This is a genomic window from Bartonella elizabethae F9251 = ATCC 49927 (genome assembly GCF_000518165.1).
Classification (GTDB): Bacteria; Pseudomonadota; Alphaproteobacteria; order Rhizobiales; family Rhizobiaceae; genus Bartonella; species Bartonella elizabethae.
In genome coordinates, this window is record NZ_JADB01000001.1 from 165590 (window position 1) to 187791 (window position 22202).

Sequence of the window (22202 nt, forward strand, 5' to 3'; positions counted from 1 at the left end):
CCCCATACAAGGTGAGGCTGAGTGAAAATCTAAAAATAAATTTCTTTCCATCTTGACAAATATTCGTTTATAAACGAATATAGATTATGTTTGAAATACGTCACTACCTTACCTCTGATGGCAAAGACTTGATAACTGATTGGCTGCGAAAGCTGCGTGATATGCAAGCTAAAGCTGCAATTATTCGCCGTCTTAATCGTTTAGAGCAAGGAAACTTTGGCGATTTCAAACCGTTTCGTGATGGTGTCTATGAATTGCGTATGAATATTGGTCCTGGTTACCGCGTTTATTATCCACAGTCTGGAAAAACCGTATTGTTGTTATTATGTGGTGGTAGCAAAAAAACACAAGACACCGATATCACTCGCGCATGTGCTTGCTAGCGTGATTGGCAAAACCGTGAAGATTACAAGGAGTGCAAGAATGAAAGACCGTAACCATGATGATGCGATGGCAGAAATATTTCATGATGACTATGAGTTGGCAGCAGCTACCCTTGATGCCATTTTAGCAGATGGTGACCAAGGGGAATTGCTTGTAACACTTCGTCAAATGGCGAAAGCTTATGGTGGTGTTCAAGCCGTCGCTAAAGCAGCTAATTTGAATCCAACACAGCTTTACCGGACACTTTCAGAAAAAGGTAATCCAGAGCTCCGCAGTTTAAATGTTTTGCTGCGTACTATGGGGCTTCGCCTGGCTGTACAACCTCTTGAACGACCCGTTCCACATGTTTAATCTGAGTTTGCTATTTCCCCACCTTAAAAGATGGGGAAGGGGTGTTTTTTTAAGCAACCTTTTTAATGGGGTTATCTAAATTGGGTTCGTAAGCACACAATAAAGATTCTATAATCGGAGGTGGTCTTAAAGTTCCAAAATTTGTAATCATTGCCAAAATTTTGAGTGCATTTGGTGTTTCATCTTGAAGCTTTAATATTAAATTTTTCTATCGCATCCATGGTTTCAATGAGAGTATTAAAAGCCTTGTCTTCAATATCATCACGATCAGAAAACTGAAACAACGCCATCCGTAAATCGCATAAAATTCTATATTGGTATTCATTGTATACCTCCATAGATTTGCTCTCTCAAACATGTCAATCCTTTGGAGGTTATTTTCGTGGAAGGGAGGACTTTTTCTGTTCCATCTGGTCTTTGAATGGTAATCGCAGGACACTTCATAAAACCTTTCTTGATTTTTTATCTTGATAAGGTAACAAAGGCACTCTTGGAGCACGTCGATAGACCCAATCATGCTTACGCAAATAATCGGTTAAATCCTTTGGTCACACCTCGAGCATTTTAGCTGCTTCAATAAGGCCGAAAAGACCATCCAAACGTTTTAAGTCATCCAAAGTTTCCGCTTTTGGAGTTAGTTCTGCAATTACATGATCTTTCTGTTCGATTTGACTTTGTAGATGATTTAAGACACTCAGCAATGCTTGAGGCGTCGAATAATCGATTTGTGGTATTGCTACTTTTTTTAAAAGCCGTTTACATTTGATAAAATATTGACGCGCTTCATGTCCTTTATCATTACGCTTGATCATGGAAAGGTGTTTCGCCATGCCTAAGGTAATATGGTATTTTTTTACTTTTCCACCCCAGTAAAAATTTACCGCAGTTACAAAATCTATATTTTCTCGAAAGTTAAATTCTTTAATGCGATTTTTAATCCGATCATTAAAGCGGGCTTTTACTTCCAAAAACGCGTGTAATTCACGCGCATTGACCGTTTGAACAATTTTTTGCCTAACAATTTATTCTTTAATTTCTATAAGTTGTTCATAACGAACTCCCAGATATTACAGGTTTTTGATGGACACTTTTATAAAGTGCCGGGTGCTCAAAAACACGTCATTTAGTCCGTCGTTATGCTTTTCCCACAAGGACATTGTATAGCATAACCACACCCAACAAACTCATTATATATGTGTAACATACAATGAGTGAAAGCCTTTAATTTGCGGAGAAGAGATCGTTTCGGCAATCAATAAGCTAGTTGTTTGTAAGTGTTTCTTAGACACATTGGTATCATCTTATTAAGAGGTGTCTTAAAATTTTTTAAAATATGATGAAAGCGTCTTTATTTTGTTTGCCGACTCACATTAAATCCACTCGCTTTTTATTTATAGCGGAGGGGAGAATAATGTTAGACATATTTGATGTAATTGCAATGATCGTATGTTCGTTGTCGTTATCGGTGATGGTTGTCGGACTTATTTTAGTGTGTATCAAAAAATTGCGCAAAAACGGATTGAAAATCCTTGGCATTGGGGTTTTATTATTTCTCGGCTCTGCAGTATTAGGTGCGGTTTTTTTTCATAAAATCGAATCAGATCAAGTTGCATACAATAATGAATTTTTTTCCTCTTCCTCGACTTTATTAATAAAGATTGCTACTCAAAATGAAAGCGTGACACGGGCACTACTTGAGAATACCGATAAGAAAATTATTTCCACTCAAGATAAAAAGTCAGACGAAAATGATGGTCTAGGATTTTGGAGATGGTTCGGGTTAATTTTCTTTGCGTTTATTGCATTATCTATTTTTATTCATTGGCCAGATAAACGCAAAAAACGTTTTAAAGAAAAAGTTTCAGAGCAAGTTTTAATACCTCCCCCCCATATCCATCCTTCTTCTGATTTATCAGTTGTTAATACAATGTCGCCGGAACTTGAAAAAAAACGCTTAGAAAAGAAGGTAAAGATCTTTCTCCTTTGTATTCTACTGGTTGGAGGCATTGTCGTAATAATAAGTATTACACTATGGTTATTAGTCCCAATACTTATCGTTTTAGCTTTGATTATCCCTGTCTATATTGCAAGTAAAAAGGAAAAGCGCTTTGAAGAAGAAGTTGCTTTGTGGCAATCAGATATTCCTCCCTCTAATTTTGAGGAAGCATGTGAAATGTTTCAAGAACTTGACGCAAGTGAATATGATTATCGTTTAGTACAAAATGAAAAACTGTTGGGAGTTCAAGAGCACGTTACCTTCAATATTGGCGAAAATACTTCACTTTTAGGACGTCTTTTAGTAACAAATCAAGCTATTATATTTGAAAGCCCTGAAGATAATGAAAGGACTACTTGGGCAAGAATTGCATCAGTATCTATAACATATCAAGGATGTCACATCAGTCATCGTACTGGCGCACCATGGAATTACAGATTTATGGCTATTCCAAATCCAAGATTTGCAGCAATAATCCGAGCTCTTGGGCAGCCTTATTGATTTTAAACACACAAGATAAAGATATGTCTATTTTTTATCTCTCGCAAGATAAGCTTATACATACCGGATTCAGAGGCTTGTCCCTCTGTGATCATGAAGTGCTCTTGAGAGATATCTTCAGTGTTTCAGGAGAAATAACCACAACGCTATCTTGAGGCTTGGGGGGGAAGCCGCTGATATCATGAATACAGACATCAAGTTCTTTTCGAGGCAGTGTCGTTGGGATTCTCCCACCAGCGTCCGATTCTGAATGTTTAATGCCGTAAATCGCTGTAATCCGAAACGATTGTTGATTGTCTTTTCGCGTGTAGATGACGGGTTGCCCAAAGGTATTGCGTACATCTTGAATCATTTTATGAAGCAACCCGTACCATTGCATGTTATTTTCCTCCACTGACCGCTTTAAAGAGCATTTCAGGGCGTGTGCAGATGTAAAGCGGATAGCTATAGACCTCTGGTTTTACCCATGCATTACGGTCGTGATCAACGATCAGCATGGTGTAGAGAGGTTTTCCAACGGTGTTGGCAAAATCCAAGCTTTCTCCCGGTGCAAAGGTTTTTTGGAATACGCCAGGCGCATTGGCAGGAAAGAATTGGCATTCATCAGGCTTAATCCCTATGGCGCGTTTTGTCCCAGCTTTTGCACTCACATTATAGTTATGAATACTCCGGTAATTAATGAAAGTAACACCCGCAAAGTCAAAACTGCCAAAGCTTCCAGAACCAATGGCACTTGGTGTTGCAACACCTCCAGCGCTATTGAGTGTTTGTGCAAGAGCTGTGTTGAGATAGGTCTCACGAATTGTTTTATGGTTTTTCAATTTGGAAAAGAATTCATTTCCACAAAGCCCAATAATCCGTGAACGATCAGAAAATGCTCCCTTTGAAGCTTCAATCATTCTCATAATGACTTGATCAACATGGTCGGCAACATTTGTTGTCTCAACATTGAGTTTAAAATCAATTGGCTTTGGGGGTGCAATTTCCCATTCCTTGTACCAATCAACAATAACAGAGCCATCAGCATCAAGCACAACACCTTGAACAGCGCCAAGTTGCATATTTTCCCATGTCAATTCGATTTCAGAAATCAGCTTCTTTTGTTTTCTAGCAATATATTTCATTGCTGTCTCTAACTGATCTTCTGTACCAAATTCACGACGGTTTTGGATTTCATCTGATTTTACCGTATCACTTTTGGCAATCCGTGTTGTTTTGAAAAACCTTAGATTACGCCCCTCTCTATCTCCTTCAACCAAAGGGGCGCCCCGTTCACTGGTTTGAATCAAGGACAATGTATTGTCACGTCTTTCAATGCCAACCACTGTGGTGCTTGTTTCCACTTCTTCAAAAAGATCAAGAGAGCTAATGAGACCAGGTTGAAACTCATAGTTTTCAATCGCTTTCATCATGGTAACGGCAGAGAAAGCGTCGTGTTTAAAAAAGTTCATATCCATGTGCGCATTCTCCTATCGCAACAGTATTTTGTTATTGTCTTCTAAAGACTGAATGGCAGCATTTTTCTGTTCATCCGTGATGGCATCTGGCCATAGGAGTTCAGAAGCTTTTACGGTACTCAAGCGCGCTGTAATCACCGCGCGTTGCTCTGCCTCTGTTACATCAACAGTGGCATAAGAAATCCCTGCCGGCGTTTGACTGCCATCTGATAGTGCTGGATTAAGGGGAACATATTTTCCTGTTGCTGTTACTTTTCCCATAACAGTGCCGGCTTCAACAAATGCCCCTGATGCAAAAACCACTTCTTCATTGGACATATCCGTATCATAGCGTCCAAGATAAGCGCCATTGCGAACATCTTCATAAAAAACTTGACTCATTTTATTGCCCTCCAAGCTGCTTCCCATTTTGTATGAATTTTTGCCTTGCTCGCCCCATCACTATGGGGCGCTGTGGTCGAGAGTTTTAAAGAGGAACTTTTCGAGACAGCAGCAGATAAGACAACATTTTTAGCCTTCTCAACATTCATGCCGCTTTGAATGGCTTTTGCGGCATCAAAAGAAACACCTAAACGCTTTGCTTGCTTTTCAAGGTTTGTCAGTGCCTGTGCGCGTCTTCTTTCCTTTTCAAGAGCAGCTTTTATGGTTTCTTGCTTATCTTCGTTGTCTTCATTTTCCTCTTCGTCTTCTTCTTCATCGTCGAAGTCTTCGGCATCTTCGTCAATGTCGAGAGTGTCTTCTTCGTCTTCATGGATGACGTCGATAATCTTTTCATCATCGTCTTCTTTGGCGCGATAGAGTGTGCGTGCCATGTGTTTGTTCCTTCTTTTGTTGCTGTTGGGGGTGAGTGAATGGAATCCGTTAAGGCTTCCAAAGCTTGCGCAAGGGTCCCTTGCGCATCTGCTAATCCAAGCGTGATAGCTTGATTGCCTATAAAAGTTTCTGCTTTGGTGTCGCGGATTGCAGCCGCATTCAGAGGTCTGTTTTGCGCAACCAAATCCACAAACATTTCGTAGAGCAGGGCGCAATCTGCTTGTATTTTTATCTGTGCTGTATCGGCGAGTGGTTCGTGAGAATTGCCATGAACTTTGTGATCCCCTTCAAAAACAAAGGTCCATTTAAGCCCATGTTTTTCATCTGCACGTGATTGGTCAAGGTGCGCACAAACAACCCCAATGGAGCCCACAACACTCGTGCGTGCAATCCAGATTTGAGAAGCAGAACAAGCAATGGCATAAGCTGCCGAACAAGCAACTTCATTGGCATGCGCCCAAATGGGTTTATTATATTTTTTTGAGAGTGCTTGAAACTCTTCCACAAGATCAAACACACCACCAGCTTCTCCACCGCTACTGTCAATATCCAGCAATATCGCGCGAACATCAGGCTGCCCAATCGCTTCACGAAAAGAAGCTCTCAAACCTTCATAAGAGGTTAGACCCGATAAAGCCCCAAGCTATGCACCACGGCGTACAAGTGTGCCGTGAACCGGTATAATGGCAATATTGTTTTGCACGACGTAAGTTTCTGGTGGTTTTAAACGAGCCCCATCTTTTTCTAACAATGCTCTCACAGCAAACTTTTCTCCTGCAAAAAGCCGTGGGGCAAGAGCATTGAGAATAATATCAAGCTTTGTGGAGGCAAGCATGAGGGGAACGCCAAAAAGCCGGGATGCCAAAAACGGCATATCAAGATTATTCGCCATTTGCATGTGCCTTACTGTCTTGGTTACTTTCATAAGTTTCAGAAGTCTCTGAATCTTCCGTATCAATCAGTTGATTGGCTGTTGAGGGCGCTAGCGCATAATCGGTATCAAAAGATAAACCCCGCGTGCGCGCATCTGTGCGTTCTTCTTCGAGTTCGGCATGAATGTTATCAATATCAAAGCCCCGTTCAGCCAACGCCATACGCCGTGTTTTCAAGCCAGCACGGATTTCTTCTTTTTCTGCGGAAATGTCTTTAATGGGGTCAATCATTTCAAGGGGTGGTGCAAAACTTTCACATTGAAGCCATGGCAAGGAATTTTCTTCCCATCCTGGTAAATTCACGCATTTGCCAAGCACTGCCATTTCGACAAAGCGTTCCCAAACAATGCGATTAAACTGAAAGGCAATGATATGTTCTCGCCATTGTTTAACATGGCGTCTAAACTGAATAATGGAGGTTCGCACATTGGAAAAGTTTCCTCGCGTAACATCCCCTGTCACAACGGCATAAGGCATATTGAGAGCAGAACAAATTTTCAAGATATTGCGAAATTGAAAAGCCTCATAAGAGCCACCAACCTCAACAGGATTTGAGAATGTAACCTCTTTATTCTCTCCTAAATAAAGGGATGCACCGGGCACAATGACAGGTGCTTTGTATTCTTCTTCAACGTTGTTTTTATCACGATTATCGGATAATTTTTCGACGTTTGGGGAACTGTCCTTGACAAACGCCGCAAAAAGAGCCGCTGTCCTTTTTCGATCAAGTTCTGCATCATCATAGGATTCGAGTTGAAAGATCTTTGTCATAGAGCGCGTTATTTTGGGAGAACCGCGCAATTGTCCAGCAATACGGCGCTCTTTGATATGAATGACCATTTCAGCAGGTATACGCACGCGCTCTTGGCTCTCAAAGACTGTATTGGAAGGGCAATCATCATAAGGGTGATGTTTCCAAAAATGATAAGCAACACGCTTACCACTGGCATTAAATTCAATCCCCATACGAATGTAATTGCCTTTAATTTCAGCTGGTCCATTGTAAGTTAAATCCAGCATTTCGGTTGGATAAACTTGTAATTGAAGAGGTACACCAGAGCGTCCATAAAGGTCAACATAATGCAGTCTTACAAAGCATTCACCAGTTAAAAAGACCTCTCGTGCAATGGTTGCCTGCAGCCCATAAAAGCTGGCATCTTCATCATAGTCCGCTTCATCAACCCATTGCCACCATAAATCTAAAAGCTTTTTCTTTTCTTCTTGAAAACCTTCAATACGAGGATAAGGTTTAATCCCATCACTCACCGCGGCAGAGACCCATTCCTCTGTTGCAGAACCATAAAGAGCTTCATTGTCATAAAGCCACCTTGAACGGGCAACAATGGTATCTCCGCATTCTTCAATGGCTTTATTGATATGTTTTTTAGCAGGATCAAAACCACCCATACGGCGGCTTTTGCTTGCCGCTTCAAAATGGGGATTGTGTTGACGAGAAATTTTAAAAAAGTCCGTAATTTTATTGAACAAACCAGCCATTAATAGCCTCGTGATATATTAAAATAGAACACGCGTGAACGTTTGCGTCCTTCAAGGTCTGCTATTTGTGTGTTCAGCATCTCAAGCGCTCTGCGCAGTTCCTCAACAGAGCGGTTGCTGACTTGCTTATCGCCATGGCGTACCGATTGTGCTCCCGAATAAAGAGCTTCTTCAATTTGTTCACGCCGTCTTTTTAAACTTTCAAGTCTTTCAATTTTGCTGTTAATTTGTCCTAAAGTTTCATCCACAAATTACCTCCAATCCCCTTGCATATAAGGATTCATCACCGTTCTGGATTGCTTCCTTTGAGGCTGTGCCGTCTGAGATCTTCTTGGAGCAGGAGAGGGGAGATGTCTTGGTGTTGGCTGCTTTATAGAGCCTTCAATTTTAAGTTTTTCCAAACGCTCTTCTAAGATATCGACTTCTCGATTAAGGTTTATTCCTGCCGAAATCAGACCTTGTAAAGCCGCATAAGCATAGACCCTACAATCCAAGGCTTCGTTTCTTGCCTTTTCACTTTTTTGCCATTCAATACGCTTGAAGCCTTTAAAAAATTTGATCACTTTTCTTTCAGCGGTTAGCTGGTCAAAATATTCTCGATCAAGGCTTTTATGAAAATGTGTTGCACCAGCCCCCGTTGCTTCGGGACCCGATTTTTTAAAGCGCGCTGTAATGATATCTTTCGCCGCATCAACCCCAACAATATAGAGATTAATCTGCCCTTTGTTGTTTCTGCTTGGGCGGCGTGGCCATACCGCGCGCCAGCCAGCTTGTCCCTTAATGCCCCAAATGCGCCGCCCTTCACGGGGGCGCACATAATTATAAACAGCCTGTGTATGTCCACCACCGGTATCAATACAAGCCGCCGTTATCTTAATCCCCTCTTTATAGCCTGGATGTGGCCAACGTTTTGCAAGATATTCATCCAATTGGTCCCACACTTCAAAAGAAGAGGGGTCACCAGGGATAACTTGATAATCAATATGCCAGCTTTCTTCGCTGCGTCCCCATCCCACCACTTCAAGCTCTAAACGGTCATTTTGCACATCAATGCCTGCCGTCAACACGACAGCTTGTTCTGGTGCTAAAGGATATTCTTCGCGTTTTGCATAAAGGCTGTCTGGATCAATAACTTCGCCTGTTCTGTCCTCCCATGGTTCTCCAAGAACAGTATTTACAAAAGGCTGTAGAAGGGCTGGATCATCTTTGGCATTTAAAAACTCTCTTGCACATTCCCCCCAAGTAAGCCAAGGGGAATAGAGTGCAGAAATATGATAAGAGCGCAAATTGGGTCTGCTTGACTCACTCGTTGGAACCCAACATGCGCCTTTTTCTTCACACATCAAATCTGTTTTTCGGTGTTCGGCATGCTCATGATCACAATGGGCACAAACAAAAACAGCTTTTTCAGGGGCACCTTTTGGCCATTTAATTTGTGACCAAACAATCGGCTGTAGTGTACCACACTTATCACAAGGGACATTGTAATATCGCTGGTCTCCTAGCACAAAATCCTTGGCAATACGGCTTGTGTCACGGTGGGTGGGCGTGGACAATTTAAAGATCTTTCGTTGTACAAAGGTTGATGTGCGCTTTTCCGCAATCATCACTGGATCACCTTCGTTATCGACACTGAGAGGATAACCATCAACCTCATCCAAAATCAGATAACGAATAGGCATAGAGCGCAAACCAGCTGCACTGTTGGCTCCTGTCAGCATCAGCGCTCCACCATCAAACTCTTTAGAAAACATCGTATTGCCACTATCACGTGCACGAGCAGGGGCTATGCGTTTACTTAAAACGGGACTCGCCATAATCATAGGATCAAGCCGCGTCTTTGAAAGCTTCTTAGCTGTCTCAACGGTGGGCATGACATAAAGGGCAGGTCCTGGACTATAATGAATAGCATAACCACAAAAGTTCAGTCCCGCCTCTGACATGCCAACTTGCGCCCCTTTCATGACAATGGTTGTTTCAACCGGCACGTACGAGGAAAGATTATCCATGATTTCGCGCAAATAGGGGGTGCGTTTTGTTCTCCACAATCCAGGTTCAGCACTTGCTACGGTGCTAAGGTATCTATTTTTATCCGCCCATTCGGAAACCGTGTATGGTTTGTCCGGTTGTCTTGCATCATTAGCATTGGCGAAAAATTCTGTAACAGCATTCTCATCCATTATTCATTCTTTGCTCGCCCCAAAACTCTCTCATTCTGGAGGTTGAGGATCATGATAAGGAACTGGAATATGAACAGCTTCAAGCAAAGCCTTTCGTATGTAATAATCAATGGCACCGATTAGGCTTGCGGCATCACATCCAACCTGTGCGGCAATGCTTGCTCCAAAACGGTGAGGAAAATTCAACATGGCATCACGGTGCGCTCTTCCAAACTCACGGGCGGCTCTCTTTACTTCTTCACGGTCAACGGTTGTTTCGCGTAAGCGTTCAAGGGCAATCTTTTCGCTTTCAAGGGCAACTTGCATTCGCTCCAGTTTAATTTTGTATTCATTGGCACCCTCTGATGAGACTTGTTTGATCTTTGTCCGCGCTTGACCATCTGGTGCTAAAAATGGGGTAGGGCGCTTTGTTGGATTCTCATTCCAGATAGCTGTTGCAAGCGCTTCATTAACAGAACCATCTTCAAAAAGAGCCTTATCAAATTTTCCTGTTTTAAAACGAGAAACCACTGAATTCGGGGAAACACGCATCTTTCTTGCAAAGGCACGAAGCGATAAACCTTTTCGAGATTTCTTATTCATAATTGCCCCATTTTGAATGGTTTATGCGAATTATTGTACACTTTAATTATTGACGCAGCTTTATTTTTCGTGTACATAAAATATATGAAGATCGTGTGGGATGAACCAAAAAGAGCTGTAAACATTGTTAAACATAAGCTTGATTTTGCTGATGTTATTTACTTTGATTGGGAGCATGCTCTTATTGATGCAACCCATTCAAACCGCATGAAGGCTATTGGGCGTTTTGCTAATGGTACGACAGTTGTTGTTTTTGCGAAGCTTGGTACTGAAGCGATATCCATTATCAGTTTCCGTCAAGCTAATAAAAAAGAAAGAGAGGTTTTCAATGACTATCAAAAAAAACTTTGAGGTAGGCTGTGACTATACAAAAGAAGATTGGGACGCCGTAGATTCTCCACCACTAACAGATGAAGAACTTGTACACCTCAAACCAGCGAAAGATGTTTTACCTTCTTCTTTCTTTAACTATGTAACAGAAGAACGCCGTAAACGTGGGCGTCCACCAGTTGAATCTCCTAAACAAGCAGTTACTCTACGTCTTGACCCAAACGTTATTGCCTCTTTTAAAAAACAAGGAAAAGATTGGCGCACACGTATGAGTGAAGTCCTAAAAAAAGCAAGCCGTTGCTAAAGCTGCCACCTCCCCATTTTAAGAACGAGGAGGGGGCATATTTTACCTTAAGCAACCTTTTTAATGGGGTTGTCTAAATTGGGTTCGTAAGCTTTCAACAAAGACTCTATAATCGGAGGTGGTCTTAAAGTTCCAAAATTTGTAATCATTGCCAAAATTTTCAGTGCATTTGGGGTTTCATCTTGAAGCTTTAATATTAAAGCTTTTTCTATTGCATCCATAGTCTCAATAAGAGTATTAAAAGCCTTGTCTTCAATATCATCACGATCAGAAAATTGATATAACGCCATCCACAAATCACATAAAAAATCGATACTGGTATTCATTGTACACCTCCATGTATTTGTTCTCTTAAACATGCCAAACCTCTTGAGGTGATTTTTGTTGAAGGGAGCACCTTTTCTGTTCCATCTGGTCTCTGAATGGTAATCGCAGGGCAATCCATAAAGCCTTTCTTGATTTTATCTTGATAAGGCAACAAAGGCGCCCCTGGAGCACGTCGATACACCCAATCATTTTTACGCAAATAATCGGTTAAATCCTTTGGTCGTACCTCTAATATCTTTGCTGCTTCAATAAGACCAAACAGTCCATCAGAGCGTTTTAAACCTTCTAAAGCCTCTGCTTTTGGAGCTAATTCAGCAATCATATGATCTTTTTGCTCAATTTGGCTTTGTAGATGATTTAAGACACCAAGTAATGCTTCGGGTTTGGAATAGTCAACTTGTGGAACAGCGACTTGATTTTCCAATTCTTGCCAACGATCAATAATTTTAGCACGTAAGGCGGTGCTATAACCAGAAACGAGAATTAAACATTCACGCTTGGGAAGGTTATAACAAGGAAGGATACGACCCGTTGAATCCTTGTAGAATCCTGCAAATTCACTCAGCCCAAATTTGGGCTCAGTACTTTCAGAGTGCAGTTCTCCTAACATTTGCTTAATGTCACGCATAACATGCTTATGTTGCTTAGCACATAACTCGGCAATCTCGCGACTAGACATAGTCTGAGAAGAGGCACCATTAGTAGCGCTTTCTTTAATTTCTATAAGATTGTTCATAATGAACTCCTTGGTAATAGAGGTTTTTCATTGACACTCTAAAAAGAGCGCCGGGTGCTGAAAAACACGGTACCAAGTCCGTCGTTACACCTTTCCTATAAAGGTATTGTATAGCGTAACCACACCCGACAAGACCGTTATATGCTATTGCATATAATGAGTCAAAATCTTTAATGTTCAGAAGATTAGTTATTTCGGCAACTAATCCGCTTGGTATTTTAAGGTGTTTTTCAAGCACCTGATTCGACAATAGACACATTATTACCATATTGTCAAGAGGTGACTTCACATTTTTTAAAATAATTATAGATTGTATAGTGTGTATATTAATGCACATTAAATTCGTTATTTATCAATATGTTATGTGTCCAATGTACAGTCGATTTGAAAATTCTGTCGCTAGCGATAGTTCGCGCTAGCCTGCCCCGCAACGAAGCCAACCCGCTGGGAAGTACCTTTTACATTGATTTTATTGGTTTTTTTATGGAAAAAACAAAGTGTAAGAGATAATCTCTTTTTGAAATTACAATAAGAATAAGTAAGGCATAAACCAATAAGGATATGTAATATAGAGATAGAGTTTAAGAACATGATCTAGCCTCTTTTATTGGTAGCGTATTCTTGACGAGCAAGTTGTCTCTGTATGTTTTTGGTTAGTCTTTCACTGGCATATTGTGCGATAGCATTTGCAATTTCTGGCTTAGACATAACTGTCGCAATTGATGGTCCTTCTTGTTTTGCAATGGGAAATTTATCTCCGTCATCTTTTTGAAAGACGTTTCCTCCCATTTTTAAATCAACTCGCTTAGGAAAACTTCCTCCCTTAATAAAACCATGGGGCAAGATTTGTTTTTTCCCAAACAATTTGTAAGTCACGCCGCGTTTTGTTTCTTTTGCCTTAAAAAATTTAAGAGGTATCGGTGTTCCAGAACCAATGATATCTGTCTCGAGAAACTGTGCGGTAGCCTTGTCTTTAATATAAACGCCTTTTTTAACGCGCTTTGATTGGGCTGATGAGAGGTCGGCAACTTGCTTCTCAGTAAAGCGCTCTACTTGCTTTGCTGCGGTGTTAACAGCATTCCGTAAAGCCCAATTAAGGCGTGGTGCTTGAAGATTGGTAAAGGTATCTTTTACCTGTTGAAGATACCATTCTTGATGGATGATTAATTTCAATTTTTAAGCTTTTTAGCAGGAGGTGTTGATGGCTTGGAAACTTTAGGTGTTTCGGTCTGTTGAAGTGAAGTTTCTTCTGCTCCTAGTTTAGAAGATGTTTGTATAACTTCTTTTTCTATTGGCTTAGTCTGTTCAATTATCTTTTCAGATTTTGTTGTGGTTTTACTTTCAACAAAGGGTTTTACGGCATTGGCGCGCTTGAGGCGTGCATAGACTTGATTGGAAATCTCTACAAATGGATTACTTGAAGTTGATGGTTCAAAACGAACAGTGCTTTTGTTATCGCCAACAACACACATTGGTTTGGTGATGATTGCTTTCATCTTGACTCCTTTTGAGGCAATTAATTAATGACATCATTGGTCAATTAATGGCTTTTGATGTGTGCAAAATAGATAAGCCAATTTTATCAATAAAAACAGTAAGTTAAACTACTTTTAAAGCTTAATATTTTAACAAATTTTAGGGGATATTTTTGAATTTTAGATACAATACGACTAGGGACAGCACTGACATTAAATAAAATTTTTCACACATTGTCAACAGAAAAATCTAAATATTGTATAATTTCTATTTTAAAGCAAAATATGTAGAATTCTGAAAACATTTTACATGTTATAAATTAATTAAACAGTTATTGTAGCAGGGAAGAGAAGTGACAGGTTCAGAAATATTAGATGCCGTGTATATGATATCAATGATAGTCATATCCCTCTTAACTGTAGCGTTTTGTTTACCAGCTGCTTTTTGATTTTCATTAATATATTATAGCTAGATATTAAGCTCATGGCGGGCTGCTGTTGCCAAAAAAGCAGATCTTGTTAAACCTCTCTCTTGTGCGCAATTATCAATTGCACGTAAAAGCCCTCGTTCAATTGATATATTTGTACGTACTACTTCTGCATCATTTTCAATAAAAGGAACTTGTATTAAAAAAGCTCCTTCTGATAAAGCTTTTTTAACAGCTTTCTGTTGTATTACTTCTTCAAATTTTAAAGGAACAGGCACTGTATCCATATCTTCACAATAAAGTTGTAAGGCTTCGGTAGCGTTTATAATAAGATTTTCTTCTTCATCAGCAGCAGAGAATAGACCTTCAAAATCAGGAAACTGAACACCAAAAGCAGAATCTTCATCTTTATGAACAAGAGCAAAAAATCTTTTCATTCTTCTTCTCCTTTTTTTAACCAGCCTGCTTGTAATGCAATAGAACGCGCTGTACCGATTGGAAGATTTTTCTTAGGATGTGGAACAATAACAACCTTACCATCTTTTTTAAATTTATGGTGTGAACCTTTCACTTTCACAAGTTCAAAGCCATCGCGTTTTAATTTTGCAATTATCTTTCGGCTGTTTTGTTCCATTACCCAATCTCATAATGTGTATATATTTACACACTATACTTTTTCTTATTTTAAGTCAAGTTTTTAATAACCAAAATATTTTTGGAGAGTATTAAGAACGATACGCAATGAAGGTACAAGGTATGCTAACTCTTGATCTTCTACAACAAGGTATTGTAATGCAGCATAAAAATTGTGCTGTCTGTAAAGGTGTTGTGTTTCTTTTATTACCTCTTGCATATTCAAAAATTGTTTTGTTGCAAATTCAACCCATTTCTCTCTTGCTACCTCATCAGAAGATGAGGGCATTTCGTCATAAACAGCACTAGGCAATGTTTTTGCGCACGAATAGTCATTTCTCACTTCAAGATATTTTTGTGCAGCATCGTATTGATCTTGATTGAGATTTCCTTGTAAGTAAAGCCGCCCGATATAAGTACCGGAAAGCGGATTTTTAGCCTCTTCTATGGTCAAACAGAAGCGTTTGGCACGCATTTCTATTGCCAATTTATCGATAGGATCACGAGGCATTTTTGTCCGTGAGATACGACCATTGGGTTCTCTGATACATCCTTCAATGCGTGGGCGACCACATTTTGCTCGTTTTTTTCTTTTTGTCATATTTTTTTCAATCAGAATGGCATGCTGTCATTAAGAGATACGCTATAATCGGAGGCACCAAAGGCGATAGCATAATTTTGAGAAGTCACGGGTGAGGGGGGAGATTGCTCTTTCTTTGCATCAAGCAACTGCAATTCACCTTTGTATTGTGATAAGACAATTTCTGTTGTGAAGCGGTCAATACCGTTTTTATCTTGTCATTTACGGGTTTGTAATTTGCCTTCTACATAAACCTTTGAACCTTTGTTTAAATATTGAAGAGCGATTTTTGCCAAATGTGGATTAAAAACCACCACGGAATGCCATTCAGTTTTCTCTACTTTTTGATTGGTATTTTTATCCGTATAGCTCTCAGAAGTAGCCAACCGAAAATTGACCACTTCGGCACCAGAATTCATCGTTTTGCTTTCAGGATTATCCCCTAAATAGCCAATTAAGATCACTTTATTCAACATGTTTGGAAGTTCCATTTGATTTGCATTTTATACATATAAAATCTTATCATAATTTGTTTATTTTTCAATTATTTCAGTTAATTAATAACATTTTTTAAAGTTTTAGATTATAATGTTGCTTGATAAATTATTTAAGTAAAAAGCCATGCCTTACAAATGGTATAGCTTTTTCGTTTTGCCTTCAGTTTTTCAACAAGCATCCTCTAAATTAGCAAAGTCTATATCAAACTTTTTTGTACGATTTTTTATTGACTAACGAACCTTTTTGTGCGATATTAGTTTTATTACAAAGTGGGGGAGGGTGAATGAAAAGAGAAGCGCTGCTCAGAGAGCTATGTAAAGAAGCCAGAAAAAGAGGTGTTCATTACGATCAGGCTCCAGATGCAGGGAAAGGTTCACATTATTTGGTAACTTTTGGAGATAAGACCACCGTTATAAAATCTGGTGAATTAACCCCACTCTATGTGAAAACAATCAAAAAACAGTTAGGGGTATCAAGTTTTCTAAACGTTTTTTACCTATCACAGAAGCGCTTTCATAATAGCGAGGAGATTTAGAGATATGGAATATACTTATCAAGCAAAACTGGAATCTGATCCAGATGGTGGTTTTGTGGTAACTTTTCCAGATGTACCCGAAGCAATAACAGCTGGAGAAAATAGAGCAGAGGCACTAGAGAATGCTGTTGAAGCATTAGGGTTGGCATTACGTAGCTATCCGATGCGTGGTTTGCCCCTACCTACACCACAGCAATATAAAGACCTTGTAGAGGTAACGGTAGATGCGTGGAATGCTCTTAAACTTGCAGTGGTAGAAGCTTTTAATGAAGCGAATATTACAAAAACAGAGTTAGCCAATCGTTTGGGTAAGAAAGAAACAGAAGCAAGACGCATTCTTGATCTAAATTATCCGACTAAGCTTCAAACGCTAGAGCAGGCATTGACTGTTCTTGGTAAGCAAGTCGTTATTACAATCAAAAACGCTGCTTGACTTTCTTCCCCACCTTAAAGATGGGGAAGGGGGTGTTTTTACTTAAAACTAAACAGCTATTTATAATAGATTTATTCTAAAACTCGTATTGCTTCTACAATTAAAATTTTATAATTTTGACCCTTTAGCTAAATGATTCTAGAAGACACGAGATATTTTAAATACAAATCACCTACCCATAAGACTACAAACGTTGTAATTGTGTTAACTTTATGAATACCATTAACTTCCTTTCTTATAAATATGAAATAAATACAGATTCAAAATTAGTTAATACAAACTGTATTGATAACTTTTTACAGGAAGGAACGTACAATCTCCCCATTAAGAATCAATGTTCTACCTTAACAATTGAGAAATTTTCTGTGAGATCAAGTATCTACTATTGGGTTTACATTTTAACAGGAGAAGAAAGTCCTTACAATCCTGAAGTTATAGATTCCGAAAATGGCTTTCAAAGCATTCCTAACCCACGTTCTAAAAAACAAATTGAACAAAATAAACAATATTTTGGAGTTTTGATTCCTACAAAATTCATTCTTTTTTCTTCAAGTAAAAAGCTAAACCAATGCTTGCAGTCACACTACAAAGAAAATTTCAAGGAAGAAATTAATATTTTACCTGAGCTTATTGATAAGGAAGATTTCGAAAAAAAATTGCGTTCAATTAAAGAAATAAAACTAGAATATAAAAAACAAAAACAATTAGAACTTTTTGGAACGCAATCAGAAAAATACTTAACGGAGTTGGCTAAAAATGCTCTTGATGGATTTTCCACTAATGATGTTACTGAAATAGAACTCACCTTAGATATCAAATTAAAAGAAGAAAATAACTTAGGTGAGTTTTTGTGGAATTTTTTAAAAAAAGATAAAAAAAATCCTATATTGCACAAATTAAATTTTGTGGGAAATACATATAATAAGTTCGATTTAGTATTTAATACTGAAAGTTTTCAGCATACAATCCTTATTAAAGCATCTAAAGATGATAATGGAAGATATAATGAAGATTCTGTAAAAAAAGAATTAATGCTTGAAATCGAAGATTTCACTGTATCTTTATAATGGAACATTGTAGAGTAAGGATGGATATATTTATTAAACTGCGTGTATACAACATAAGAAAGAGTACACGGCATAAAAAATAATACCAAAGTACAATGTTTAAATACCAAATAGCAATATCTGAGTACAACAGTGCGGTATCTAATGAAATAGGAAACTTGTGTTCCATATACCTAGAAATGAAAGGCAAAGAAAAAGTTTCTTTATAACTATTTGGAAAAATTAAAACGACAAGCGCTAAAATTATTATATTTAAGAGTCGGTGCATATATTGTTGTAAATCGCGTGTTAGTTTCACCCAACCAGTTGTATCATCATCTTTATATTTTGGGTTGTTCTGCAACTCAGAGGGAATATTAGAATTACATAAAATTGCAAAAATAGTTGTTACTATTATCAAAGAAATAGACGCGAATGTCAAAATACCCTGAATAAAGTCAATATTTTTTTTAATTCCTAAAAAACATAAAAATATAAAAACTATAATGCCAAACAAGGCTCTTAGTTGCTTATCTGTAAACATACTCATTCCTGTGAAAAAATTATGATTTTAATTTCTTAAATTATTTTCTGATAGAAGGCACAAACTACCTTTAGTTTTTTCGCGTTTGCTTTCCTTTTAATAGCAACGCCTTCTATTGCATCCAGTTGTAATCACTGCTGGAATATTTTTTACATTGATACTAGCTGTTTATGCTTTTTAAACAAATATTTTGAAATTTCTACATCCCAAAATTTCTTAATTTGTATTAAAGGATTCACCTAGTTTATAAATCGTTACTACATACAAACTTAGAAAAGTATTATACCTTAAAAAAACTTTTTAGTCACTCTTAAAACACACATCTAATCTCAAAACCATCAGCACTTTTCATTAGCTTGCTCTTCACAAAAATCTGGATAAGGCTTTCGTCCGCGAACTATAAGCTTTAATGCTTCCATAATTTTCTCCTTGTTTGTAATTTTTTGAATTTTTCACCCAGTTATGCCATGTTGCTTGCCAATCGATTTTTGTTGTATTCGCTCCGGCTTTTGAATGCCAGTAGTCTGGAAATTTTGCAATCTCTACTTTGATACGCTCTGGAGGCAAGCCCTCTGCAATGGCAAAATCGTAATCTGGTTCGAAGTCCGCAGGGATACGAAAACCGCCGATTAGCTTTCGCCCGTTTTGCTTTTTTAGAAACGCTTTCTTGCTCGTGAATGGGAGGTTGGTTTTCTACCCCCGTTCGATTTGATCTGATTGGCTTTTGAGATCATGAACTTTGATTGGCTCTTCAACCAAATTGTTCGTTTCTAAATTTTCAGAACCAATTTCTTTTTTTGCTAAAACGATAGTTTTAGTTTTTATATATATATTATTATTCTGGTTCTTTATAGCTTGATTTTGCTTAGCGTTTGCTTTAGCAAAATTATTAACATGTTGTTTTATCATGTTTTTTGCTTGCGCACCTTTTTTACCAGCTTCACTACGAGCTTGTGATATGTGGTCTTTTTTATAAGCAAAATCTTTTAGTTCTTCTTCAACGCGCTTATTCGACAATCCACCATCTGTCTCAATAAGTTTATCATTCTTCATGATATATTCGACAATAGCTGCAAATTTTTTCTGCGAACAATGACAAACGCGTGCAAGCGTTTGAAAGTCTGTTTTAAGTAGTTTTTTTTCATACATGCAAACGAGAAGGGTTATATAAACGCCCCGTTGTTCGGATGTGCTTCCATTTGTACCACTTATCCAGTCATACAAATAAAATCTTACTCATGGCATACCATTAGACATATGTATCCCCTTCTTTCTTTAAATATAAAATTGCCAAAGCATCTGCTTCGTTATCATCACAAGGTGCGTGCCCTTTTTCACACACCGCTTTAATCATTTCTTCTTTTGAAGCATTTCCTTTGGCGGTTATTTCTTTCTTAATTGTGCCAACTGGAATGCCTTCATACGGTATCTGAGGATGTTCACACCACGCCGTTAAGGTTGTTAACAAACCGCTATACACATGGGCTGCATCAGTACCGGTATGTCGGCCTACTTCTTCAAAATACACGGCATCAATGCTGCCTACTGTCTGCTTTATTTCTGATAGCCCCCAGTCTTGGTCCCTAGATCAAGACAGAGAATGATTTGTTGCGTTAGTGATCATAATCCCCCCTTAAGGCTGTTGTGTGTTTATGTGTGCGTCATAACAGAGCGTGTTATGATTGCCCGTCTTGCAAAAATGTTTGTGAAAAAGTAATACCCCAACGATTCTAAAAAAGTTGGGGGAGTTATGATGCAAGAATAGATAACGATATTTCTTACAGGTTTTATATCATTTGCTGTATCGCTTTCTGTAGGGGTTATTTTAAGAAATAAAGACCGTAAAGAAGCAGCTAAAATCCGCAAAGATGATTTAGAAAAAGCTTCAAAAAAACGAGAAGAAGATATAGAATGGATAAGCAAGAAATTTGCAGAAAGCCAAGAACAGACGATAGCCCTTAAAGAGCAAGCAATATCGACAAAAGATCTTGCTGAATGGTCAAAGCAACATGTTGAAATTTTGTTATGTGCTTCAAGATCACTCTTAGATCTCAAAGCAGGTTTCGACCTATTAGGACAAGTAAATGGTACCTCATATATAGCAATGATATTGCAGGTTACAAATCTAACAAAGAAAGATATTTTAATAAGGAATATACAAATGTCAGAAATCAGCCCCTTTGAATTTATTGAAAATGTTTGTTTGTTTATCCAGTATAGGTCTGATAGTGGACGAGTGCGTCGTCATTAAGAGAACAGGTGTGGATTTGTCCAACATCCCACAATCCAAATGGCTGGTGCAAGTCCTGATGGATTTTTTGGTGAAGACGGTTTAGTAAAGGTTAAACGCCCGCGGTCATTAAATCATCTACGCTTTTTTATCAATAGTAATATTAAGCCTGAATATCACGCGCAGATGCAATTCCAAATGGCGTGTACGGGACGTAAATGGTGTGATTTCGTTAGCTATAAACCAAACTTTGTAGGTAAATCCATTGGTTTGAGAATGAAGATCAAACGCATCAATCGTGATGAAGAACAAATCGAACGAATCAATCAAGCGGTCGAAATCTTTTTAGCAGAAATAGAACAAGAGATGCAAAAGATGTTGACAAAAGCCGCTTGATAGTATGGGGGGCTCTCTCCTCCCAGCACTCCCACCCATATAAGAAAATTAAACATGTGCAATACCAAAGATGAGAAGCCTTGTTTTTTACCATTGGTTATGAAGGAAAATCACTAGACCATTATCTGAATTGCCTCATAGAAAACAATGTTAAAACTTTGTGTGATGTTCGTAAAAATCCAATAAGTAGAAAGCATTGTTTTTCGAAAAGACAATTAGAGAAAGCTATAAGCAACATTGGCATTAAATATATGCAATTCCTGAACTTCAAATTTCCTCTGACAAAAGATGCAACCTGAAAACACGAGAAGATTATGAACATCTTTTTGAAGATTACCAAAATACAACTCTTAAGGGTAATCTTCATGCAATAGAAAAATTATACCAGCTTTTTTGGGGGATAAAAGATGTGTTGCAATTACTTTCTTTGAATCTGACGTGTGTATGTGTCATCGAGGACAAATCGCAAAGGCTGTTACACAACGACAAGGTTGGAAATATGAAATGAAATACATCTAACAAATAAATTTGCAAATTTTAAATACAGAGGTGTTTTTTAGCACCCCCGTCCATTTACATGACATAAAAAATAGAAAGGCAAAGAGATGATATTTGATGATGGCGATAGATATGTAACAACCCGTGAATGTGCAGAGCTTTTTAGTGTATCCACAACAACGATTCGCAATTGGGTGCTTCAAGGGGTATTTCCAGAGCCATATAAGCTAGGGAGAGCAGTAAGGTGGAGAAAAAAAGAGATTCTAGCCTTTACTCCAAAGAAAAATACGGAATAAACAACAACAAATTAGGGTAAATTATATAAACCGTAGAAGGTGGTCTAAAAGGTGGACTAAAAATAGAGAATCAAATTAAAAAGGTATAATTTCAATATTTTAAACAGAAAAGGTGGTGCCCAGACGCGGATTCGAACCACGGACACGCGGATTTTCAGTCCGCTGCTCTACCTACTGAGCTATCTGGGCATGCTGCATAAAAAAATATAGAGCGTGTGCG

The 22202-nt window shown here is 38.4% G+C and carries 26 protein-coding genes, 1 tRNA gene and 7 pseudogenes; 11 read left to right on the top strand and 23 right to left on the bottom strand.

What is annotated here, in order from left to right:
• Positions 1–86 precede the first annotated feature (86 nt).
• Together T429_RS0100760 and T429_RS0100765 are read left to right on the top strand one after the other, a co-directional pair.
• The gene (locus tag T429_RS0100760; RefSeq protein WP_005774055.1) at positions 87–383 is read left to right on the top strand and encodes a type II toxin-antitoxin system RelE/ParE family toxin; all 297 of its coding nucleotides are present in this window, start codon (positions 87–89) and stop codon (positions 381–383) included.
• A gap of 40 nt (positions 384–423) precedes the next feature.
• A complete protein-coding gene (locus T429_RS0100765) occupies positions 424–735 on the top strand; it encodes a helix-turn-helix domain-containing transcriptional regulator (protein WP_005774054.1) in 312 nt (103 codons plus the stop codon).
• 179 nt (positions 736–914) lie between these two features.
• On the opposite strand, the gene T429_RS11250 is transcribed toward T429_RS0100765, so the two are convergent.
• Both T429_RS11250 and T429_RS0100775 read right to left on the bottom strand, forming a co-directional pair.
• Complete coding sequence (locus T429_RS11250; RefSeq protein WP_005774053.1) at positions 915–1073, bottom strand: hypothetical protein; 159 nt, start codon at positions 1071–1073, stop codon at positions 915–917.
• Positions 1057–1757 (bottom strand): annotated as a pseudogene (locus T429_RS0100775) (phage antirepressor KilAC domain-containing protein). The gene T429_RS11250 and the pseudogene T429_RS0100775 overlap by 17 nt, the downstream one beginning before the upstream one ends.
• Before the next feature lie 389 nt (positions 1758–2146).
• Here T429_RS0100775 and T429_RS0100780 point away from each other — a divergent pair.
• Positions 2147–3232 (top strand): hypothetical protein, encoded by a 1086-nt coding sequence (locus T429_RS0100780; RefSeq protein ID WP_005774051.1) that lies wholly within the window; start codon positions 2147–2149, stop codon positions 3230–3232.
• Positions 3233–3234: 2 nt separating this feature from the next.
• Here T429_RS0100780 and T429_RS09670 read toward each other — a convergent pair.
• From T429_RS09670 to T429_RS0100830, 9 genes and pseudogenes are all read right to left on the bottom strand, one after another.
• A pseudogene (locus tag T429_RS09670) lies at positions 3235–3611 on the bottom strand (head-tail joining protein).
• A 1-nt stretch (position 3612) separates the two neighbouring features.
• Positions 3613–4689, bottom strand: a complete 1077-nt coding sequence (locus tag T429_RS0100790) for a major capsid protein (protein ID WP_005774049.1) — start codon at positions 4687–4689, stop codon at positions 3613–3615.
• 12 nt (positions 4690–4701) lie between these two features.
• On the bottom strand, positions 4702–5070 hold the full coding sequence (locus tag T429_RS0100795; protein WP_005774048.1) for a head decoration protein: 369 nt from the start codon (positions 5068–5070) through the stop codon (positions 4702–4704).
• Complete coding sequence (locus tag T429_RS10185) at positions 5067–5444, bottom strand: hypothetical protein (protein ID WP_244925518.1); 378 nt, start codon at positions 5442–5444, stop codon at positions 5067–5069. The genes T429_RS0100795 and T429_RS10185 overlap by 4 nt, the downstream gene beginning before the upstream one ends.
• Positions 5330–6394, bottom strand: a pseudogene (locus T429_RS10190) (S49 family peptidase). The gene T429_RS10185 and the pseudogene T429_RS10190 overlap by 115 nt, the downstream one beginning before the upstream one ends.
• Positions 6384–7931, bottom strand: a complete 1548-nt coding sequence (locus T429_RS0100815; protein ID WP_005774044.1) for a phage portal protein — start codon at positions 7929–7931, stop codon at positions 6384–6386. The pseudogene T429_RS10190 and the gene T429_RS0100815 overlap by 11 nt, the downstream one beginning before the upstream one ends.
• On the bottom strand, positions 7931–8179 hold the full coding sequence (locus T429_RS0100820; protein WP_005774043.1) for a phage head-tail joining protein: 249 nt from the start codon (positions 8177–8179) through the stop codon (positions 7931–7933). The genes T429_RS0100815 and T429_RS0100820 overlap by 1 nt, the downstream gene beginning before the upstream one ends.
• 3 nt (positions 8180–8182) lie before the next feature.
• Complete coding sequence (locus T429_RS0100825; RefSeq protein WP_005774042.1) at positions 8183–10111, bottom strand: phage terminase large subunit family protein; 1929 nt, start codon at positions 10109–10111, stop codon at positions 8183–8185.
• Between the two features lie 30 nt (positions 10112–10141).
• Positions 10142–10693, bottom strand: coding sequence for a hypothetical protein (locus T429_RS0100830; RefSeq protein WP_005774041.1), 552 nt, complete (start codon positions 10691–10693; stop codon positions 10142–10144).
• A gap of 84 nt (positions 10694–10777) precedes the next feature.
• Here T429_RS0100830 and T429_RS0100835 point away from each other — a divergent pair, with 84 nt between their 5' ends.
• Positions 10778–11044 (top strand): BrnT family toxin, encoded by a 267-nt coding sequence (locus tag T429_RS0100835; RefSeq protein ID WP_005774040.1) that lies wholly within the window; start codon positions 10778–10780, stop codon positions 11042–11044.
• Positions 11022–11327, top strand: coding sequence for a BrnA antitoxin family protein (locus T429_RS0100840; protein ID WP_005774039.1), 306 nt, complete (start codon positions 11022–11024; stop codon positions 11325–11327). The genes T429_RS0100835 and T429_RS0100840 overlap by 23 nt, the downstream gene beginning before the upstream one ends.
• A 47-nt stretch (positions 11328–11374) precedes the next feature.
• Here the strand turns inward: T429_RS0100840 and T429_RS0100845 are convergent, their stop codons facing one another.
• The 8 genes and pseudogenes from T429_RS0100845 to ssb form a co-directional block, all read right to left on the bottom strand.
• Entirely contained in the window at positions 11375–11653 is a 279-nt protein-coding gene (locus tag T429_RS0100845) for a hypothetical protein (RefSeq protein ID WP_005774038.1), read from the bottom strand.
• On the bottom strand, positions 11650–12390 hold the full coding sequence (locus T429_RS0100850) for a Rha family transcriptional regulator (RefSeq protein ID WP_005774037.1): 741 nt from the start codon (positions 12388–12390) through the stop codon (positions 11650–11652). The genes T429_RS0100845 and T429_RS0100850 overlap by 4 nt, the downstream gene beginning before the upstream one ends.
• A gap of 594 nt (positions 12391–12984) precedes the next feature.
• A complete protein-coding gene (locus tag T429_RS0100860) occupies positions 12985–13563 on the bottom strand; it encodes a hypothetical protein (protein WP_005774034.1) in 579 nt (192 codons plus the stop codon).
• Complete coding sequence (locus T429_RS0100865; RefSeq protein ID WP_005774033.1) at positions 13560–13886, bottom strand: hypothetical protein; 327 nt, start codon at positions 13884–13886, stop codon at positions 13560–13562. The genes T429_RS0100860 and T429_RS0100865 overlap by 4 nt, the downstream gene beginning before the upstream one ends.
• 448 nt (positions 13887–14334) lie before the next feature.
• Positions 14335–14730, bottom strand: a complete 396-nt coding sequence (locus T429_RS0100870; RefSeq protein ID WP_005774032.1) for a type II toxin-antitoxin system HicB family antitoxin — start codon at positions 14728–14730, stop codon at positions 14335–14337.
• A complete protein-coding gene (locus T429_RS0100875) occupies positions 14727–14927 on the bottom strand; it encodes a type II toxin-antitoxin system HicA family toxin (RefSeq protein WP_005774031.1) in 201 nt (66 codons plus the stop codon). Before T429_RS0100875 ends, T429_RS0100870 begins: the two co-directional genes overlap by 4 nt.
• 63 nt (positions 14928–14990) lie before the next feature.
• Entirely contained in the window at positions 14991–15527 is a 537-nt protein-coding gene (locus T429_RS0100880; protein WP_005774030.1) for a hypothetical protein, read from the bottom strand.
• Between the two features lie 11 nt (positions 15528–15538).
• A pseudogene (ssb, locus tag T429_RS09680) lies at positions 15539–15982 on the bottom strand (single-stranded DNA-binding protein).
• Between the two features lie 305 nt (positions 15983–16287).
• Here ssb and T429_RS0100890 point away from each other — a divergent pair.
• The 3 genes from T429_RS0100890 (at position 16288) to T429_RS0100900 (ending at position 18039) form a co-directional block, all read left to right on the top strand.
• Positions 16288–16539, top strand: a complete 252-nt coding sequence (locus tag T429_RS0100890; RefSeq protein WP_005774028.1) for a hypothetical protein — start codon at positions 16288–16290, stop codon at positions 16537–16539.
• A gap of 4 nt (positions 16540–16543) precedes the next feature.
• The gene (locus T429_RS0100895; RefSeq protein ID WP_005774027.1) at positions 16544–16972 is read left to right on the top strand and encodes a type II toxin-antitoxin system HicB family antitoxin; all 429 of its coding nucleotides are present in this window, start codon (positions 16544–16546) and stop codon (positions 16970–16972) included.
• 212 nt (positions 16973–17184) lie between these two features.
• Positions 17185–18039, top strand: coding sequence for a hypothetical protein (locus T429_RS0100900; protein WP_005774026.1), 855 nt, complete (start codon positions 17185–17187; stop codon positions 18037–18039).
• Here T429_RS0100900 and T429_RS0100905 read toward each other — a convergent pair.
• The 3 genes and pseudogenes from T429_RS0100905 to T429_RS09685 all read right to left on the bottom strand — a co-directional run.
• Positions 18023–18562, bottom strand: a complete 540-nt coding sequence (locus tag T429_RS0100905; RefSeq protein ID WP_005774025.1) for a hypothetical protein — start codon at positions 18560–18562, stop codon at positions 18023–18025. The two genes, T429_RS0100900 and T429_RS0100905, sit on opposite strands and share 17 nt — an antisense overlap.
• Before the next feature lie 411 nt (positions 18563–18973).
• A pseudogene (locus tag T429_RS0100915) lies at positions 18974–19786 on the bottom strand (DUF1376 domain-containing protein); the annotation flags it as partial.
• Positions 19787–19811: 25 nt separating this feature from the next.
• A pseudogene (locus T429_RS09685) lies at positions 19812–20129 on the bottom strand (hypothetical protein); the annotation flags it as partial.
• A 690-nt stretch (positions 20130–20819) separates the two neighbouring features.
• On the opposite strand from T429_RS09685, the pseudogene T429_RS09690 reads away from it, so the two are divergent.
• The 3 genes and pseudogenes from T429_RS09690 to T429_RS0100935 all read left to right on the top strand — a co-directional run.
• Positions 20820–21188 (top strand): annotated as a pseudogene (locus T429_RS09690) (YqaJ viral recombinase family protein); the annotation flags it as partial.
• A gap of 158 nt (positions 21189–21346) precedes the next feature.
• Positions 21347–21487 (top strand): DUF488 family protein, encoded by a 141-nt coding sequence (locus T429_RS10945; protein WP_244548674.1) that lies wholly within the window; start codon positions 21347–21349, stop codon positions 21485–21487.
• Positions 21488–21793: 306 nt separating this feature from the next.
• Positions 21794–21982: a helix-turn-helix transcriptional regulator gene (locus tag T429_RS0100935; protein WP_005775014.1), complete on the top strand. Its 189-nt coding sequence runs from the start codon at positions 21794–21796 to the stop codon at positions 21980–21982.
• 113 nt (positions 21983–22095) lie between these two features.
• Here the strand turns inward: T429_RS0100935 and T429_RS0100940 are convergent.
• A tRNA-Phe gene (locus T429_RS0100940) sits at positions 22096–22171 on the bottom strand.
• Positions 22172–22202: the final 31 nt, after the last annotated feature.

Bases quoted from the DNA above. Each gene is read 5' to 3' on its own strand.
- T429_RS0100865 (WP_005774033.1), bottom strand. From the start codon at position 13,886: ATGAAAGCAATCATCACCAAACCAATGTGTGTTGTTGGCGATAACAAA.
- T429_RS0100880 (WP_005774030.1), bottom strand. From the start codon at position 15,527: ATGACAAAAAGAAAAAAACGAGCAAAATGTGGTCGCCCACGCATTGAA.
- T429_RS0100765 (WP_005774054.1), top strand. From the start codon at position 424: ATGAAAGACCGTAACCATGATGATGCGATGGCAGAAATATTTCATGAT.
- T429_RS0100795 (WP_005774048.1), bottom strand. From the start codon at position 5,070: ATGAGTCAAGTTTTTTATGAAGATGTTCGCAATGGCGCTTATCTTGGA.
- T429_RS0100760 (WP_005774055.1), top strand. From the start codon at position 87: ATGTTTGAAATACGTCACTACCTTACCTCTGATGGCAAAGACTTGATA.
- T429_RS0100825 (WP_005774042.1), bottom strand. From the start codon at position 10,111: ATGGATGAGAATGCTGTTACAGAATTTTTCGCCAATGCTAATGATGCA.
- T429_RS0100780 (WP_005774051.1), top strand. From the start codon at position 2,147: ATGTTAGACATATTTGATGTAATTGCAATGATCGTATGTTCGTTGTCG.
- T429_RS0100840 (WP_005774039.1), top strand. From the start codon at position 11,022: ATGACTATCAAAAAAAACTTTGAGGTAGGCTGTGACTATACAAAAGAA.
- T429_RS11250 (WP_005774053.1), bottom strand. From the start codon at position 1,073: ATGGAGGTATACAATGAATACCAATATAGAATTTTATGCGATTTACGG.
- T429_RS0100835 (WP_005774040.1), top strand. From the start codon at position 10,778: ATGAAGATCGTGTGGGATGAACCAAAAAGAGCTGTAAACATTGTTAAA.
- T429_RS0100830 (WP_005774041.1), bottom strand. From the start codon at position 10,693: ATGAATAAGAAATCTCGAAAAGGTTTATCGCTTCGTGCCTTTGCAAGA.
- T429_RS0100875 (WP_005774031.1), bottom strand. From the start codon at position 14,927: ATGGAACAAAACAGCCGAAAGATAATTGCAAAATTAAAACGCGATGGC.
- T429_RS0100905 (WP_005774025.1), bottom strand. From the start codon at position 18,562: ATGTTTACAGATAAGCAACTAAGAGCCTTGTTTGGCATTATAGTTTTT.
- T429_RS0100895 (WP_005774027.1), top strand. From the start codon at position 16,544: ATGGAATATACTTATCAAGCAAAACTGGAATCTGATCCAGATGGTGGT.
- T429_RS0100870 (WP_005774032.1), bottom strand. From the start codon at position 14,730: ATGAAAAGATTTTTTGCTCTTGTTCATAAAGATGAAGATTCTGCTTTT.
- T429_RS0100850 (WP_005774037.1), bottom strand. From the start codon at position 12,390: ATGAACAATCTTATAGAAATTAAAGAAAGCGCTACTAATGGTGCCTCT.
- T429_RS0100815 (WP_005774044.1), bottom strand. From the start codon at position 7,931: ATGGCTGGTTTGTTCAATAAAATTACGGACTTTTTTAAAATTTCTCGT.
- T429_RS0100890 (WP_005774028.1), top strand. From the start codon at position 16,288: ATGAAAAGAGAAGCGCTGCTCAGAGAGCTATGTAAAGAAGCCAGAAAA.
- T429_RS0100845 (WP_005774038.1), bottom strand. From the start codon at position 11,653: ATGAATACCAGTATCGATTTTTTATGTGATTTGTGGATGGCGTTATAT.
- T429_RS0100935 (WP_005775014.1), top strand. From the start codon at position 21,794: ATGATATTTGATGATGGCGATAGATATGTAACAACCCGTGAATGTGCA.
- T429_RS0100790 (WP_005774049.1), bottom strand. From the start codon at position 4,689: ATGGATATGAACTTTTTTAAACACGACGCTTTCTCTGCCGTTACCATG.
- T429_RS0100900 (WP_005774026.1), top strand. From the start codon at position 17,185: ATGAATACCATTAACTTCCTTTCTTATAAATATGAAATAAATACAGAT.